Source organism: Bacteroidia bacterium, assembly GCA_033391075.1.
Taxonomy (GTDB): domain Bacteria; phylum Bacteroidota; class Bacteroidia; order J057; family J057; genus JAWPMV01.
In genome coordinates this window covers 6,142,276-6,157,453 of record JAWPMV010000001.1, presented here as the reverse complement: position 1 = coordinate 6,157,453, position 15,178 = coordinate 6,142,276, and the positions used below count along the sequence as shown (strand labels likewise).

The following is a 15,178-nucleotide window of genomic DNA, read 5'->3' as shown; positions in this document are numbered from 1 at the left end:
GTATGGGCAGCTTATAAGCTGCCCATAATTATTTTATTCCACAGTCACTGACTTCGCCAAATTCCTGGGCTGGTCTACATTGCATCCTCTCATCAATGCGATATGATAAGAAAGCAGTTGCAGAGGAATCACCGATAGCAGCGGCATGATCGAATCGCTGGTTTTGGGAATTTCTATGACAAATTCGCAAAGCTCTTTCAAGCGTTCATCCCCTTCAGTTACGATGGCAATCACACGTCCTGAACGAGAAACTACCTCTTCGATATTGCTCACCACCTTTTCATAAGATTCATCATGGGTAGCGATGAATACCACCGGCATATTCTCATCAATCAAGGCGATTGGTCCGTGCTTCATTTCTGCAGCAGGATAACCCTCAGCATGGATATAAGAGATTTCTTTGAGTTTCAGTGCTCCCTCCAGGGCTACGGGGAAGTTGAATCCACGACCAAGGTATAAGAAGTTTTCTGCGTCTTTGAATAGCTCAGAGATGTATTTGATCTGATCATTGGTTTTCAGGATCTGAGCTACTTTCTCCGGGATGTTCACGATTTCTTCAACCACCTCTTTGGATTTCTTGGTCAATTGCCATTTCAATTGGGCCACATGAACGGCCATCAGCGATAAAACGGCTACCTGAGAAGTAAAAGCTTTGGTAGAAGCAACTCCGATTTCCGGTCCGGCATGGATATAAACCCCTGCATCCGTTTCTCTGGCGATGCTGGAACCTACGGCATTTACCACCCCCAATACGAGGGCACCTTTTTCCTTGGCAATTTTTACAGCTGCCAGGGTATCTGCCGTTTCTCCACTCTGGCTGATAGCTATAACAACATCATCCGGGAAAATCAGGGGATTTCTATAGCGAAACTCTGATGCATATTCTACTTCCACGGGAACTCTGGCAAACTCTTCAAAGAGATATTCCCCTACCAAACCTGCATGCCAACTGGTACCACAAGCGACCATAATGATCCTTCTGGCTGCGGCTAATTGAGGCCTGACTTCATCCAATCCCCCCAGAAAGACTTCTCCTGTTTCCAATTTAACTCTCCCTCTCAAGCTGTCTGCAATAGATGTCGGCTGTTCAAAAATTTCTTTGAGCATGAAATGCTCGTAACCGCCTTTCTCCAATTCCTCCAATTCCATCTCAACCCGAGTCAGTAAGGGGGTTTTAATCTCATTCTCAATGGTTTTGATTGTATGAGAAGTTTTCGTCAGGATCGCCATTTCATTGTCATTCAAATAGATGACATCCTTGGTATAAGCGATGATCGGTGAGGCATCGGAAGCAATGATGTATTCATTTTCGCCTATTCCTACTACGATGGGACTACTTTTTCTGGCTACGATCAATTGCTCAGGTTCATCTTCGCACATCACGATGATTCCATAAGCACCTACTACCTGATTCAAAGCGAGTCGTACAGCTTCTTCAGCGCTGACATCCTCCCTTTGGTACATGAAGTCGATAAATTGAGCTAAAATCTCCGTATCGGTAGCACTGGTGAACTCATACCCTTCATCCAGGAGTCTGTTTTTCAGACTGGCATAGTTCTCAATGATTCCGTTGTGGATAATGATAAACTTACCTGATTGAGATTTATGAGGATGGGAGTTGATATCGCTGGGTTCTCCATGTGTTGCCCAGCGGGTATGCCCCATTCCGATATTAAAGCCTAAAGGCTCAGGGCCGACATGTTCTTCCAAATCGGAAACCTTTCCTTTTTTCTTAAAAACGTTGGCTGTTGAATTCATCAAGGCAACTCCGGCAGAGTCATATCCTCTGTATTCCAGTCTTTTCAGACCTTTTATAAGGATGGGATATGCTTCCCTATAGCCGATATATCCTACAATTCCACACATATGGGTATGATTATTTTGCTTGTTAAAGAATGTAAAAACGACGGTATGGCAATTTCGTCCTCATGGCAGAGGAAAAAAATACCATTAACTATAAAACGCTACACAGGTAGCCGAACAAAATGAGAGTAGTGAGTACCTAATACGATGGGCAAAATAAGAAAAAGCCCTGAGCTTAACATAGCTCAGGGCTTTTATTTTATCTATCCTAATCCTCCAATTAACGCGGAAGACTGGTATAAGTCAGATTCAATTTTGCTTTTAAGGTAGGATGTAAAATCCCTCCAAATACAGCCCGATTCATTGTGAAGGCGCGGGAAGCGGGATGCAAAAGAATCCCATTATTTTCTATTTGCCCACTAATCAAACGCTGGATATAACCCGTGAGGTCAAAACTGTAAGTACCAGTGGAAGCATCATAAGAAGCTACAGCACTCAGGTTAAATTCTACATCAACAGGAAACCCATTTTCGTTCAATTCCTCGTTCCCATCTGCATCTGCAAGAATGGGAGCAATCTGAGCAGGAGGTAGAAAAGCGCCGGTTGATCCCAAAAGGCTGGTGTCAACAGAGAGTAGGAGTTCTGCACGACTTACAGCGACCAAATCCATTTTATCTACATGGGGGAACTTGACAAAATTCTTGACAAAGGCCCCTGCCTGGATGAGTTCGAGTTGATCTTTCAGGTCTTCTCTATCAATGGCCTGTTGTATCAGTTTCCCTTCGGTTGCCGTACGTGCGATGCCAGTATATCTGGGCGTAGAGCCTGTAACGAGGAAAGGCTCAGGAGTTTGGACAGTAAATTGCCCACTTTCTCTTTTCTTATAATACATCTGGAGCTGGGGAGTCCCATCCAAAACGTCAATTGAAAAGATTGCTCCCGGTTCGCGATTCAGGAACTGTACATCTTCTGTGCTGATGGCAAAACCTTTGAAGAACTCTCGGAAAGCGAGTGCATCTCCTAGATTTTCCACCCCTGCTTTCAGAAGTCTTTCTCCGAAAGCCCTATCTAATTGAACACGAACGAGCTGTGCTCTTCCTGCTGAGTCATAGGTAAACCTGACTCCCTGAGCGAGATTGTCTCCTTTTATAATCAAAGGGACATCTGAATTTGCTAAATCTGGTTCGGGAATATCTTCATCCAATTCGAAGACTTCCATATTGTTTTCCAGATCCAGGCGTCCATAAGAATCACGGATACCCAGAGCGAGGACTACAGAATCCAAAATCAGATCATCAGCTTCTCCAAAGTCGAGGCCTGATCGGGCGATAAATTCTGTATAAATCGTTGCTTTTATTCGACCAAATTCAGGATCCGCATAATTTCCAAAGAGGAGATCTGTGGCTCTGTAAGTATTGATACTATCCTGAACGATGGTCTCGATCTCGATACTTATAGTATCGGTGAAGGTAAAATTAATGATGTCTTCGGGGGGCAATACCTCTGCTCCTATCCCCTGTCCATCTTCTTCACATCCGGCAAAAAAAAGTGTGGCTGCCGCTATTAAAATTACGGACAGCCACGTGTTCCTTAAATTATACAAAGTTAATTTAGTTTGAAATGTCTGCGTACAATTTGTGATATCCTTCAACATAAGATTCTTTGTCACTGCTATCGAAATAGATCTTTTCAGATTGCGTCTCCTCAAGATACTTCTCGAGTGTCGCATCTACCTCTGGGTGACCCTTTGTTGCAATATCAGATAAGGCGATTCCTCCTTTGACAACTCCAACGTAATTATTTCCCGTATAGTTGTCTAATTTCTCATCTGCTATACCATCGACGCGAACTTTGTCCAAATAGTTGTTTGCGAGTTCAGATTCAAAGCCATTATTATAAACGGTGAATACTGTTTTGGTACGCTTGAAGAGAGGATCATCTTTATATTGCGTGCGCAAATATAAGGGAATAAATGAAGTCATCCAGTCATGACAGTGAATAATATCTGGAGCCCAGCCTAATTTCTTGACTGTTTCTATCACTCCCTTACAGAAGAAGATAGCACGCTCATCATTATCAATATGGAAAGTATTGTTATTTGGATCGGTCAGAACAGATTTGCGTTTGAAATAATCCTCATTATCTAAAAAGTAAACCTGTAGTTTGGCATTGGGAATAGAAGCTACCTTGATGGTAAGGGGTTTTTCTTCGCCGCCAACACGGATATTGATTCCAGAAAGGCGAACAACCTCATGGAGTCTATTCCTGCGCTCGTTGATGACACCAAATTTTGGCATAAAAATGCGAATTTCGTGTCCTTTTTCTTGAAGTTTTTGAGGTAGTAAACGAATGAGATCAGCAGCAGAACTCATTTTTAGAAATGGATCAATTTCTGATGTTACGTAGAGGATTCTCAATTTTTTATCCATATTCTGGTCGATTTATTTCATTTTGCCTAAGATTGCGTATAGTAGGCCAGTTCAATAAGAAGCACAAAAATACAAAAAATCATTTGCATTAACAATGAGACTCCTTATATTAGCCGCTTTTGTACCTTCCTTATTGCATTTATGCAGGTCTTTCGCTCCCTGGACGAATTCAAAAAAGCCAGAAAGGATTTAGTATCAGTCTCTAGCATAGGTCTGGTCCCTACTATGGGCGCTCTGCATGCCGGACATGCAAGTCTTGCAGAAAGAGCTGTCGCAGACAATCCGTATACCATAGCCACCATTTTTGTTAATCCTACGCAATTTGGGCCCAATGAGGACCTGGATAAATATCCACGTACCCTGGAAGCGGATCTCAAATTGCTGGAAGATATCGGGATATCGGCAGTGCTTGCTCCCAATATTGCAGATGTATATGGAGATGGCCGGAACCTGATCAGTTTTCAGATCGAAGAGATGGATCGAAAACTTTGCGGAGCCAAAAGGCCCGGACACTTCAATGGAGTTGTACAAATCGTTTCTATCCTTTTTAATCTCGTTCAGCCTGATAAGGCCTATTTCGGAGAAAAAGATTTTCAGCAACTCATGATCATCCGTCGTATGATCCAGGAATTGCATTTCCCGCTGGAGGCAGTTGGATGTCCTATCATAAGAGAATCGGATGGTCTGGCTATGAGTTCCCGTAACAGATATCTGAATCTTCAAGAACGGGAGCAAGCCCTTTTTCTCAATAAGACCTTGAAAGAGATCCGCAAGGACTTTTCTCAATTTGGATCAAAAACTGAAGTACTGGATAGGGTTAAAGAAAGGATGAAGGATTATCCTTTGGTACAGCTGGATTATTTTGATGTACTGGAAGCCCGTGATCTTTCAGAAATTGAAGATTTCCAACAAGCTAAGCAAGGCCACCTTTTTGTAGCTGCTTTTCTGGGCAAAACCCGCCTAATTGACAATATGTCACTTTCCTAGACCATTTTCGTCTAAATATTGAAGCATGAGAGTAAAATGCGCTTTTTTGTGCTGCCTGCTTTTAATGCCGAAAAAGGGGATTTTTTCCCGATTTATTCAAACACACAGTTAAAAGATCTTTATGTTATTAGAAATGTTCAAATCCAAGATCCACCGGGTCAAGGTAACCCAGGCAGAACTGAATTATGTAGGAAGCATCACCCTGGATGCTGATTTGCTGGAAGCAGCCGACATCCTGGAAGGTGAACGAGTGCAGATTGTAAATGTCAATAATGGCGAAAGGCTGGAAACCTATACCATTGCAGGAGAAAGAGGGAGTGGAGTTGTATGTCTCAATGGTCCAGCAGCGCGCAAAGTGCAGGTCGGAGATACGGTGATCATTATATGCTATGCCCGAATGACAGTTGAAGAAGCAAAACAGTACAAGCCTACCGTCATTTTTCCTGATGAATACAACAGACTTCCGGAAAGCCTGACTGTCTAGATGAATTTTATCAACAATTGTGCTTTTCCGAAAGAAAAATTGCATATTAGGTATTGAAATTGCACATGATAAATCATCAAATAGATCATAATGATTCTTTGCGATGTGTATGCAATTGCATATAAGTCGCGAATCTGATTTCAAGATTTTCATTTACTTCCCTGAGGCCCCTTAGATCAAATCTTTGGGGTCTCTGGCTTTTTTACAGCCAGCATTCCTATGTTCCACTTTCGCCAATTCAGCATCGCCCAGGATCGGACCGCCATGAAGGTAGGAACGGATAGCATTTTGCTGGGTGCCTGGGTAGAATCAAGGAGCCCCCAAAAGATCCTGGATATAGGAAGTGGGAGCGGGCTTTTGAGTTTGATGATGGCGCAGAAATTTGCAGAGGCAGAAATAGAAGGAGTAGAACCTGATCAAGATGCCTGCGAACAGGCAAGAGAGAATATAGCAGCCAGTCCCTGGCCTAATCGGATTCAGATTTTCCAGCAGAGTATTCAGTATTTCGGGGAAAATAAATCTTACGATCTCATCATTTCTAATCCTCCCTATTTCCCAGGAGATCTGAAAGCTAAAGGAGATGCTCGCATAAAAGCCCGTCAGGGAAAAAACCTGGACCTGGAAAGTCTCTTGAAGCATCTAGGGCGTTTACTGACAGACAATGGTCAGGCGCATATTATTCTCCCTATTGATAAAATGCATGCCTTAAACAGCCTCCTGAGTCTTAATAAGCTCCATGCTCATAGAATCTGTATGGTCCGGCCAAGGCCTGAAAAGGAGCCTCATCGTTTTTTGATGGAGCTGGGTAAGGAGGCCAAATCCCTGATAGAAGAAGAACTCATCATTCAAATAGGCGCAGCGAACCATTATAGTGAGGCCTATAAAAAACTGACGCAGGAGTTTTATGCGCATGAGTTGCTGTAGTGATAGAGGTATTTACAAAAAATAAGTCAAAATCTGTCATTCCGGAATCTATCAGATGTCCGGGATCTCTAGCTATTCTGTTTGCTTGAGAGAGAGCCCGGGTCTTGGCTTAAGGCCGGGATGCCAAGGCTTAGTCGGAGCTGGACCATGGGTGTCTCCCGGAGCTCCGTCGAGAGGCCTACGCCTTTATTCAATAGCCTTTCCTTCAATTCTTCATATGTAGTGGAAAGGAAGCAGGCTGAAATATTTAAGTCCTTCGCTTCGCTCAGGATGATACGCTTTGTTAGGGGCTTAACTATCCGACTTTAATCAAATTGTCCCCCTGACCAAAGCGGAAGGGGCTAAAATACTTGCTTCAGGCTTTGCCATTTACTCTGTTGAATGGATTATTGGAGAACTTTATTGAGATTCCTCGACATGGCTCAGAATGACAGTTAGCGTGAGTCTCCTGCTGTATTTCTTTGTTTAGGTAGATATCCCAAGAAATCCGGCCGCACCTCTTAACTTTTTTAGATTTTTTGGGTTTCTTTAAGAACTCTCCGGCCGAGAGCCTGATGCTTGTTCTTAAGGAAATCCTATGAAGTTTGGAAAGTTACCGGACATAAGTGGAGTGGATTTTTCTCTCCCTCCCATCAATCCCCTGAATACAGAACTCTTAGGGGGAAAACCTGCGGCTTCATTTGAAGCCTTTATTGGCCTACCCCGCTGGTCGAGCAAGGAGTGGATCGATAAGTTGTATCCTAAAGGGACCAAACAGGCAGAATTCCTTTCCTATTATTCTCGCTCCTTCAATACCATCGAACTCAATACTACTCATTACCGCATCCCCAATCCCGAACAAGTGATAAAGTGGAGGGATATGGCAGACGAAAGTTTTGTCTTTTGCCCTAAAATCCCACAAGTCATTTCACACTATCGCAAGCTGCTAAATGTGGATGCAGAACTTGAACAGTTTACCGATTCCATTCGGGAATTTGGTCCCAAGTATGGATGTTCCTTTATGCAAATGCATGAATCCTTTGGGCCTTCGCATTTTCAGAATCTGGTAGATTTTCTGGCTAAATGGCCCGGAGATCTGGACCTCGCCATAGAATTTCGGCATGCAGACTGGTTTGAAGAAAGAAGCCTTCGGCCTGAACTGGTGAGACTGCTTAGTGAAAAAGGAATAGGAGCGGTGATAACGGATGTGGCGGGCCGTCGAGATGTCTCGCATAATAGCCTCACAAGTAAATTTGCGATGATTCGTCTGGTAGGCAATTCTCTGGACTCCACGGATTTCGAAAGAAGTGATGCCTGGCTTGAGCGGATTGATTACTGGCGAAAGCAAGGCCTGGAAAAGCTCTATCTCTTTCCCCATGAGCCCGGAGATGTAATGGCTATGGACTTGGGAGCTTATTGGGCGAAAAAACTCAATGAGAAATTTTCCCTTAAACTCAGTACTCCCGGTATTCAAAAGATGGAAGGGGATCAGATGAGCCTATTTTAAGGTGCGGAGGTGTTTTAGTGTTGTAGTTCGGTAGTTGGTTCGATCTATTCCTAACTATAACACCATAACACTACAACACTTTTTCCTATCTTCCCCCATGAAAAATCCCATAGACACCATCGTATTTGACCTGGGCGGCGTCCTGATTGACTGGAACCCGCGCTATGTGTATAGAACTATTTTTGATTCGGAAGAAAAAGTAGAATCCTTTCTGGCGAATGTCTGTGTATCCTCATGGAACGAAGAACAGGATAGAGGGCGCTCTTTGAAAGAGGGGACAGAGATTTTGTTAGCAAAACATCCGGAATGGGAAAAAGAGATTCGGGCTTTTTATGACAGATGGCCTGAAATGCTGGGAGGACCTATTCAGGGATCGGTAGATATTTTGGAGAGTTTGAAGGTGGGGAAGAATTATCGGCTCTACGCTTTGACGAACTGGTCGGATGAAACCTTTCCCGTCGCTTTAGGGCGCTATGATTTTCTACAATGGTTTGAAGGAATACTGGTTTCGGGTAAAGAGAAACTCATCAAGCCGGACCCGGCTATTTATAAACTCTTATTTGAGCGATTTAATATTGATCCTGAGAAAGCCATTTTCATTGATGATTCGCTCAAAAATGTAGAAGGAGCAAAAGCGGTGGGCATGCATGCCATCCACTTTCGCTCCCCTATGCAAATGAGAGAAGAATTGGCAGAATTACTCTGAGCCTGATCCTTGTCCGCTTCCGGAATTTTTGTTTACCATATTCCTTTCTTCGGGTGTCAACAACTCATAGATCGATGAGAAATAGGGTTGATTGATGAAATAAGGAAGAATTTGCGGATCACCGATATTGATTTTCTGCGTGCGAAGTATGCCTAGCATCATGATCATCCAGTTATCGGGATTGTAGAGGGCTCCTTTTACCTGATCTTCGCCCGGTAAGGCTTTTCTTGAGCCCGCGCTCCCTTGTGCTGCGAAGAAAGTTGATTGCGACTCTTCTGCATTCTCTCCTGGTTTTTTTACTTCAAAAGTCTGAGGCTTTTTTGAAATCCTCGCTGTCTCAGCATGACTGATATATTGTACCGACTGAACCAGCAATTTCTGAACAAAGACCTTGAAAGCTGTTACATTGTGGGTGTACTCTTCGCTAGTCGCAAAGGATACGGGTCTGTCGACATCCTCAACATAAACAGTGCCTCCTGCCCGGATATAATATCCTCTGAGCATACGCTCATCCAGACGAATTTTCAAAGGAGTTTTATAACGTCTGATGATTTGTTCTCCTTTTGCATTGCGATAAACCTTGTAATCCGGGAGGTCGTCTGTGTGAAATTCTATGATTTTTCTTTCTTCATCATATTTGCCATGTCTGATAAGGATATGACGAATAAAGAGTTTATCAAAGGGCTCAATATTCTTTTTTGCGAGGTTTTTATCTACGAAATCCACTACTTTCTTTTCCGCTCCATGATTTCCCAGTAGCGGAATAACTTCAAACATTTCGTCGATCTTCTCATTCATAAACTCTACCTGGCCCGGATCAAAGTCGCCTCTGTTCAGGTGAAATACTTTGCCACCAGATTTCAGAATACAATTTTGCTCATAAAAGGTTAGTGAGCCCAGTCCTCCGAAATCGAGGTGCAGCTGGTTGTGCGTAGAGGTATATTGACCTTTCAGCTCCGTATAAGCAGCTAATTTAAACTCAATATCTTCCGTCAATCCATATGCATGGATGTGATGATTGATAAGTTCTTCCCACTGGAGTTTGGGTTTGGGATCAGAAGCAAAAAGAAGGATCGGGATTTGGAATAACACAAGAGCAGGAAAAATTAACTTCCTTAATACCATAATACCCAAGATTGCACGTGTGAGTGTTGAGAGATGAGATAAAATTAATTACAGGAAGTGGTTATTTCCAATTCAATAATTATCTCGATGTTACACACTTTTGCGATTCCTTAATAAGACGGAATACGCAATAGTCATGCCATCCATAGAGGAATTTGAATGTATATTTAAGCTAAATTTTGAAATCCTGCCTACTCCCTTTTTCTGGCGAGAGATATTATGTATTTTTGCGGCCGGCGCAAAATCCTTGTGCAACTAATAAAAAGACATTTATGCTAAATATTGTACTATTTGGCCCTCCCGGAGCGGGTAAAGGGACCCAGTCAAAGAGTATTATCGAAAACTATGGTTTGATCCACCTTTCTACTGGTGATATGCTGAGAGCTGAAAAGGCTTCCGGTTCGGAATTGGGAGAGAGGGTAAAGAACATCATGGATCAGGGATTGTTGGTAAGTGATGAGATCGTGATTGAACTCATCGCGAAAAGACTGGATGGAAATCCGGATGCCAATGGATTTATCTTTGATGGATTTCCCCGTACAGTACCTCAGGCAGAGGCGCTTGATAAGCTTTTGGAAGAGAAAGATACTTCCATAACCTATATGGTAAGCTTGAGTGTTGCAGAAGAAGAGCTTGTGAGTCGTCTGGTGAAGAGAGGACAGGAGCAAGGCAGAGCAGATGATAATGAGACGACCATCCGCAAAAGAATTGGGGAATACAATGCCAAAACCCTGCCGGTAGCTGATTATTATAAGGCACAAAGCAAACTTCACGAGATTGACGGCATGGGAGGGATAGATGATATAGAGGCACGGATTGCGAGAGTCTTGAATCCCTAATTCCTTCGGGAAGCATTGAGCAGAACTTGAGTTTTTTTTATGAAAGCCCAGAGATAAAAGCATAAGGGCTTGATTTCGTATACCTCATTTTGATTTTAGGATCATATCCATGCAAAACCAGTTTGTAGATTATGTAAAGATCTATTTCACCAGCGGAAGAGGAGGAAATGGAGCGGTAGCATGGCGAAGAGAAAGCCATGTCCCTAAAGGGGGACCTGATGGTGGAGATGGAGGCAGAGGAGGACATGTGATTCTGAAAGGGAATTCTCAATTGTGGACCTTACTGGATCTGAAATACAGGAAGTTCATTAAAGCCGGACATGGGGAAAGTGGAAGTGGGGCTAAAAAAAAGGGAAAAACCGGAAGAGATGAAGTCCTGGAAGTTCCGCTGGGTACGGTGATCCGAAATGCCGAAACCCTGGAGGTGATAGGTGAAATTCTGGAGGACAAACAGGAGCTTATCATATTGGAAGGAGGAAATGGAGGAAGGGGAAACTGGCAATTTCGCTCTGCAACCCGGCAGGCACCTGATTTTTCAACGCCTGGGGGGAATGCTCAGGAAATGGCGGGAATCATCGAATTGAAAATTCTGGCAGATGTGGGCCTTGTCGGCTTTCCCAATGCCGGAAAATCTACCCTCCTATCTGTAGTTAGTTCCGCCAAACCCAAGATCGGAGATTATGCTTTTACAACTCTGGTACCCAATTTGGGCATAGTAAAATATCGGGGTTTTTCATCATTCGTGATGGCGGATATTCCCGGGATCATCGAAGGGGCTCACAAAGGCAAGGGACTGGGGACCCATTTTCTCAGACATATTGAGCGAAATAGCGTGCTCCTCTTCCTGATTGCCGTAGATGCAGATGATATTCGCAAAGAATACGAAACACTTTTAGAAGAAGTACGCTTATTTAATAAGGACCTCTTGCATAAACCCCGGCTGATCGCAATCAGCAAATGTGACATGATAGATGAGGAATTGGAGGAAGAAATCCGGGAAATGCTTTCAGATTTACCCATTGTCTTTATATCTTCTCTGGCCAATCAGGGAATGGAGGTATTAAAAGATAAATTGTGGGAATTGATTCATGAATGAAGACTTTATCATATTTTTTCGGGAAAAGCGCATAGATATCGAGGCGTTGAAAAAGTCCCGGGAAGTTTTATATGATGAACTCGAACAGACTTTTTTACAGATCGGCGCTCAATCTTTTGACCAACAAAAGAAATTTATCTTTAATCCACTCAGGCTGGACTTTCCTCTGGATTTACCGCTAGAGGAGAAGGCAAAGCCTAAAAAAGGGAAGCTGCTGCCTAAAAAAGGGAAGCTGCTGCCAAAGAAGAAAATTCCCCTGCCAAACAAAGACAAATCAGCTGTTGAAGCTGAAACCAAAAAGCGGAAAGCTCCTCCTTTAAAAAAGCCATTGATGAAAAAGGCTGTCAAAGAAGGAGAAGCAGGAAAAAAGCCTGCGAAAGCACCTCCTCTAAAACGCCCGATTATGAAACGCAAAAGTGAGGGAAAGGAAGAGGAAAAGGATCGACCGAAACCTCCTCCATTGAAAAGGCCTATCATGAAACCCAAAACGGAAGGCGATGAAGATAAGAAACCGAAAAAGCCGCCGCTGAAAAAGCCAATCATGAAGCCTCGAAAGCCCAAAGACTAAGCCCACATCCTGACTAATACCAGATATGAATAAAATAAGCTATGAAAGCTTTATCCTTGACAATGGTTTAAAAGTAATTGTTCATGAAGACCCCTCAATCCCCTTTGCCGTGATGGATGTCCTCTATAGGGTGGGTTCAAAAGATGAACAGGAACACCGGACCGGTTTTGCCCATTTATTTGAGCACCTGATGTTTGAGGGGAGTAAACACATCCCCAATTACGATCGTCCTTTGCAAAGAGTAGGTGGTCAGAACAATGCCTTTACGACCGCGGATATCACCAATTATTACCTCAGTCTCCCTTCCAATCAATTGGAAACGGGTTTCTGGCTGGAGTCTGACCGTATGTTGGAACTGGCTTTTTCTCAGGAAAAGCTGGATATCCAGAAAAGTGTGGTCATCGAAGAGTATAAGCAACGATATCTCAATCAGCCATATGGGGATGCGCACCTCAAATTGCGTGCACTTCATTATGATACACATCCTTATAAATGGCCGACTATCGGTAAAGACATTTCGCATGTAGAAGATGCGACTCTGGATGAAGTGAAAGACTTCTTCTTTAGTTTTTATGCTCCAAACAATGCGACCTTGATCGTTGCAGGGGATGTGAAGATGGATCAGGTTAAAACCTTGTGCGAAAAGTGGTTTGGGCCTATTGATTCCAGAGACTTAAAGAAAAAAGTATTGCCTCAGGAAGGGGTACAAAAAGCCGCAAAGGAAATGACAGTTCATGCTGAAGTTCCCTATGCAGCCGTTTATAAAATGTTTCATGTTCCGGCTCATACGGAAAGAGGCTATTATGTGGCAGATATCATTACAGATCTTTTATCCAATGGAAAGAGTGCATTGCTCTTCCAATCCCTCGTGAAGGATAAAAAAGTAAGTCCACAAGTAAATGCCTATTCCTGGGGCTTGCATCATCCGGGAGTAGTTTCTATTGATGGACGTGTGGCTGAAGGGGTAAGCCTGAAGACCTATGAAGATGCTTTGGCTGAAAGTCTGGAGAAGATCCAGGAACTTACAGAAGAAGACCTGAATCGGATCAAAGGCAAGCTGGAAGCCAGTTTTGTGATGCAACAAACCCGCCTCCTTTCCAAAACAATGACCCTGGCTATTTCAGATAGTCTGGGGGATGTGGACCTAATCAATACTACGCCGGATATTTACCAGGGAATCCAGCTAGACGAAGTAAAGGCAGCAGCTGCCAAATACCTGGCTCCGGAAAATTGTTCTACCCTTTATTATCTGCCCGAAAATTATGTCGCAAGTGCTTGATAGAACCCAGGCCCCTCAGGCCTCGTCATTTCGCCATATTCCCTTGCCTGCTGTTGAGCAAATAAAGCTCAGTAATGGAATTCCCGTTTATTTTCTCCCTTATGGAACTGCTGATGTCATCGAAGTTCAGGCTATCTGTAGAGGAGGAAGCAATTTTCAGGCACGTTCCGGTATTGCCAAGTTTAGTATGCAAAATATGGTGGAAGCCAGTATGCATCATAACAGTCTGGAATTGGCTCAGGAACTGGATGCCTATGGTTCCTGGTTGGGACAGCAAGCTGAAGAAGAGTGCCTGGCGCTTACCCTGGCTACCATAAGTAAAAATTTGAAGCATACCCTTCATCTTTTTCGGGAAGTCCTTACAGAGCCTGCTTATTCGTCGGAGGAATTTAATACCCTGAAGACCCGGACCTTGCAGAAAATGCATGTCGCAGAGCAAAAGACATCTCATAAAGCCAGTAGAAGTTTTCGAAAGCAACTATTTGGAGGGGATCATCCCTATGGCCTGAGTTTTGGGTCGGCAGAGTTGGAAATGATTGAGCTGGAGGAATTGAAAGCTTATTACAACAGCTATATCAATACTGCCAATCTGAAACTGCTGGTGACAGGTAAATATGATCAGGAAGCTTGTTTGGGTTTGTTGGAGAAAGAATTTGGCTCTTTGAAAATTGAAGGCTCAATTCCCCCTGAACTTACCCTTCCAGAAGTTGCTCCCCAGGGAGGACGTTTTCTGACAGAACAGGAAGGCATGCAATCAAGCTTGCGATTGGGGCATTTGGGTATGTCGCGTGCACATCCGGATTATTATGGGATGCAGGTGGTAAATACTATTCTCGGGGGATACTTCGGTTCCCGTTTAATGCATAATATTCGGGAAGAGAAAGGTTATACCTATGGCATTTATTCGGGCTGGCTAGGTCTCAAGCACAATGGCTTCTTTGTGGTTCAGGCAGATATAGGCAATGAATATGTGGAGGCGACCATAACAGAAGTGAAAAAGGAGATGCGATTATTGTGCGAGGAAGGAGTAGGTGAAGAGGAATTGCAACTCGTCAAAAATTATATGCTGGGACAAGGCATTAGTCAAAGAGAAACGCCTTTTCAATTGGGCGATCTGCTTAGGTTTTCTCTGAGTATGGGGATCAGCTTTGAGGAGATAGACCGGAAGTTTCAGCTGATTGATGGAATCAGTGCTTCTGAAGTCCAGAGATTGGCTCAGGTCTATTTAAAACCTGATTCGCTAAGTGAGATTGTGGTAGGGAAGCCCGTGTAGACCAAAAGAAATGTAAAATTAACACAAACATGTGTCGTCCCGGGCGAAGTCGAGGGACCTACATATCGTGCTATCAATTATAGATTCTTCATGTGTATTGGCTGAGCCAAGGCTAAGGGGTTGATGCCTATTCGCCGGGGTAGGGCTGACTGTCGTGGTTTTTATCTTATAAAAGCCAA

General features: G+C 43.4%; 14 protein-coding genes. 10 read left to right on the top strand and 4 right to left on the bottom strand.

The features are described 5' to 3' along the window. Positions 1-33: 33 nt before the first annotated feature. The 3 genes from glmS to R8P61_24565 form a co-directional block, all read right to left on the bottom strand. On the bottom strand, positions 34-1,866 hold the full coding sequence (gene glmS, locus R8P61_24575; GenBank protein ID MDW3650272.1) for a glutamine--fructose-6-phosphate transaminase (isomerizing): 1,833 nt from the start codon (positions 1,864-1,866) through the stop codon (positions 34-36). Between the two features lie 217 nt (positions 1,867-2,083). Next, on the bottom strand, positions 2,084-3,406 hold the full coding sequence (locus R8P61_24570; protein ID MDW3650271.1) for a DUF4270 family protein: 1,323 nt from the start codon (positions 3,404-3,406) through the stop codon (positions 2,084-2,086). Positions 3,407-3,413: 7 nt separating this feature from the next. Next, positions 3,414-4,232, bottom strand: coding sequence for a glycogen/starch synthase (locus R8P61_24565; GenBank protein ID MDW3650270.1), 819 nt, complete (start codon positions 4,230-4,232; stop codon positions 3,414-3,416). A 141-nt stretch (positions 4,233-4,373) separates the two neighbouring features. On the opposite strand from R8P61_24565, the gene panC reads away from it, so the two are divergent. From panC to R8P61_24540, 5 genes are all read left to right on the top strand, one after another. Continuing rightward, positions 4,374-5,219 (top strand): pantoate--beta-alanine ligase, encoded by an 846-nt coding sequence (panC, locus tag R8P61_24560; protein ID MDW3650269.1) that lies wholly within the window; start codon positions 4,374-4,376, stop codon positions 5,217-5,219. Positions 5,220-5,340: 121 nt separating this feature from the next. Beyond that, a complete protein-coding gene (locus tag R8P61_24555; protein ID MDW3650268.1) occupies positions 5,341-5,703 on the top strand; it encodes an aspartate 1-decarboxylase in 363 nt (120 codons plus the stop codon). Between the two features lie 219 nt (positions 5,704-5,922). Continuing rightward, entirely contained in the window at positions 5,923-6,627 is a 705-nt protein-coding gene (locus R8P61_24550; protein MDW3650267.1) for a methyltransferase, read from the top strand. Positions 6,628-7,204: 577 nt separating this feature from the next. After that, entirely contained in the window at positions 7,205-8,113 is a 909-nt protein-coding gene (locus tag R8P61_24545; protein MDW3650266.1) for a DUF72 domain-containing protein, read from the top strand. A 97-nt stretch (positions 8,114-8,210) separates the two neighbouring features. Continuing rightward, complete coding sequence (locus R8P61_24540) at positions 8,211-8,819, top strand: HAD family phosphatase (protein ID MDW3650265.1); 609 nt, start codon at positions 8,211-8,213, stop codon at positions 8,817-8,819. On the opposite strand, the gene R8P61_24535 is transcribed toward R8P61_24540, so the two are convergent. Continuing rightward, positions 8,811-9,911 (bottom strand): hypothetical protein, encoded by a 1,101-nt coding sequence (locus tag R8P61_24535; GenBank protein MDW3650264.1) that lies wholly within the window; start codon positions 9,909-9,911, stop codon positions 8,811-8,813. The genes R8P61_24540 and R8P61_24535 overlap by 9 nt on opposite strands. A 305-nt stretch (positions 9,912-10,216) precedes the next feature. Between R8P61_24535 and R8P61_24530 the strand changes: the two genes are divergently transcribed. The 5 genes from R8P61_24530 to R8P61_24510 all read left to right on the top strand — a co-directional run bounded on the left by R8P61_24530 (position 10,217) and on the right by R8P61_24510 (position 14,999). After that, complete coding sequence (locus tag R8P61_24530) at positions 10,217-10,783, top strand: adenylate kinase (protein ID MDW3650263.1); 567 nt, start codon at positions 10,217-10,219, stop codon at positions 10,781-10,783. Between the two features lie 109 nt (positions 10,784-10,892). Next, positions 10,893-11,879, top strand: coding sequence for a GTPase ObgE (gene obgE / locus R8P61_24525; GenBank protein ID MDW3650262.1), 987 nt, complete (start codon positions 10,893-10,895; stop codon positions 11,877-11,879). After that, positions 11,872-12,447, top strand: a complete 576-nt coding sequence (locus R8P61_24520) for a hypothetical protein (GenBank protein MDW3650261.1) — start codon at positions 11,872-11,874, stop codon at positions 12,445-12,447. The genes obgE and R8P61_24520 overlap by 8 nt, the downstream gene beginning before the upstream one ends. A 25-nt stretch (positions 12,448-12,472) precedes the next feature. Next, a complete protein-coding gene (locus R8P61_24515; protein ID MDW3650260.1) occupies positions 12,473-13,726 on the top strand; it encodes a pitrilysin family protein in 1,254 nt (417 codons plus the stop codon). Next, positions 13,710-14,999, top strand: a complete 1,290-nt coding sequence (locus tag R8P61_24510; protein ID MDW3650259.1) for a pitrilysin family protein — start codon at positions 13,710-13,712, stop codon at positions 14,997-14,999. Before R8P61_24515 ends, R8P61_24510 begins: the two co-directional genes overlap by 17 nt. Positions 15,000-15,178 lie beyond the last annotated feature (179 nt).